The sequence below is a fragment of the Caulobacter sp. 17J65-9 genome (assembly GCF_010975005.1).
In the GTDB taxonomy this organism is placed as follows: Bacteria; Pseudomonadota; Alphaproteobacteria; order Caulobacterales; family Caulobacteraceae; genus 17J80-11.
On sequence record NZ_JAAIVC010000281.1, the window covers coordinates 1 to 1,995 of the forward strand.

The following is a 1,995-nucleotide window of genomic DNA, read 5'->3' on the forward strand; positions in this document are numbered from 1 at the left end:
CCGTTCGGCCAGCGACACGACCTCGGGCTCGCGCGTGGCGGCGGCGATCAGGCGCTCCGGCACGGGCTCGGCCAGCACGCCTGAGTGCGCGCCGCCGATCAGGGCGGCGAAGGCCCGATGCTCCTCGACCCGCGCGCGCAGGCCGGCGTCTTCGGCCAGCGCCGCCTCGAAAGCGTCGCGCTCGGGGCCGGTCAGCTCGCCGTCGGCGTAGGCCATGACCGTCTCGTCGGAGAAATTCACGCCGCGCTCCCCTTCATGTGCGCCATCACCGCCGCGCGTCCGCGCACCAGACGGCTGGTCAGGGTGCCCTCCGGCACCTCCAGCGCCTCGGCCGCCTCGCGATAGGACAGGCCCTCGATCAGCACCAGGGCGACGGCCAGGCGCTGGTCCTCCGGCAGGCGGGCGATCGCCTCCTCGACCGAGGCGGCCTGCAGGCGGGTCTCCAGCGAAGCGACCGACGCGTCGGCGACGTTCTCGCCGGCCTCAGGCGGCGCGAGCACGCGGCCGCGGCGCGCGCGGCTGCGGGTCTCGTCGATCCAGGCGTTCTTCATGATCCGATACATCCAGCTGTCCAGGCGCGTGCCGGGCCGCCACAGGGCGCGCTTCTCCAGCGCCCGCTCGACGCAGACCTGCACCAGGTCGTCGGCGTCGGCGCTGTCGCGGGCCAGCACGCGGGCGAACCGGCGCAGCCTGGGCAGGAGCTCGACCATCTCCCTTTGGAAGGCGTCCAATCCGCACCTCTGAGGATGAAACGGTAGGGGGCTGACGTTTCATCCATAACGGAGCAGAAGATTCGGTGAAGCGCGAGGGAGACGGCATGGCGGACGGACCGGGCGGGAGAAACGTGCTGGCGCGCGTGATCGCCGGGATCCTGGCCGCTTTGCTGCTGGGCGGCCCGGCCGACGGCCAGGTGCGCCTGCCCGATCCCGTCGGGCGGCTGCCGGTGGTGCCCGACGTGCTGGAGCGCCTGCCCGATCCCGGTCGCGTGCTGACCGACGCGCGCGCCCTGGCCGACCAAAGGCTCGACCGGCTGAACGATCTGGCGCGGCGCTATCCGCGCGATCTGGAGCTGGACGAGCGGAACGCGCCGGTCGTGCGCGGCGAGATCCTGGCCCTGTCGCCCTCCCCCGCCGCCCTGGAGCAGGCCAAGGCCGCGGGCTTCACGGTCCTGCGCGAGGAGCGGCTGGAACCGCTGGACCTGCCGCTGGTGGTGCTGCGCGCGCCCGACGGCTGGAGCGCCCGGCGCGCGGTCAATCGCCTGCGCGAGGCCGATCCGCAGGGCGGCTACGACTACAACCACGTCTACGGCGAGGCCGGGGTCGCCCCCGTCGCCGCGGCCGCCGCGACCGCGGTCGCCGGCGGGTCGGACGTGCGCGTGGGGCTGATCGACACCGGCGTGGACGCCCGCCACCCCGCCCTGGCCGGCGCGCGGATCGAACCCAAGGCCTTCGCCGCCGGCGGGTGGTCGCCCAAGCCGCACGGCACGGCGGTGGCCTCCCTGCTGGCGGGCAGGACCGACGGCTTTCGGGGCGCGGCGCCCGGGGCGACGGTGATGGCCGCCGACGTCTATGGAAACACCCCGCGCGGCGGCTCGGCCGAGAGCGTCGCGCGCGCCCTGGCCTGGATGGCCGAGACCCGCACGCCCGTCGTCAACGTCAGCCTGGTCGGTCCGCCGAACGCGGCGGTGAAGGCGGCGGTCGAGGCCCTGCTCGCCCGAGGCCACCTCATCGTGGCGGCGGTCGGCAACGACGGCCCGGCGGCCCCGGCCGCCTATCCCGCATCCTATCCTGGCGTGATCGCCGTCACCGGCGTCGATCGCCGGCGCAAGGTGCTGATCGAGGCCGGCCGCGCCGAGCACCTCGACTTCGCCGCCCCCGGCGCGGACATGGCCGCGGCCGCCCCTGGCGGCCTGGCGAACGTGCGCGGCACCTCCTACGCCGCCCCGCTGGTGGCGGGCCGGCTGGCCCTGCGGCTGGCCCGTCCGGACCGCAAGGC

The 1,995-nt window shown here is 75.4% G+C and carries 3 protein-coding genes; 1 reads left to right on the forward strand and 2 read right to left on the reverse strand.

Annotated elements, in window-relative coordinates; all coding sequences use genetic code 11:
- Window positions 1–240, reverse strand: a 240-nt coding sequence (locus G3573_RS21275; RefSeq protein WP_205598429.1) for a zf-HC2 domain-containing protein, incomplete at its 3' end; no start/stop codon positions are given.
- The gene (locus G3573_RS21280; protein ID WP_205598430.1) at window positions 237–731 is read right to left on the reverse strand and encodes a sigma-70 family RNA polymerase sigma factor; all 495 of its coding nucleotides are present in this window, start codon (window positions 729–731) and stop codon (window positions 237–239) included. The genes G3573_RS21280 and G3573_RS21275, both read right to left, overlap by 4 nt.
- Window positions 732–817: 86 nt before the next feature.
- Here G3573_RS21280 and G3573_RS21285 point away from each other — a divergent pair.
- The coding region (locus G3573_RS21285; RefSeq protein ID WP_163263633.1) for a S8 family serine peptidase at window positions 818–1,995 on the forward strand (1,178 nt) is incomplete at its 3' end.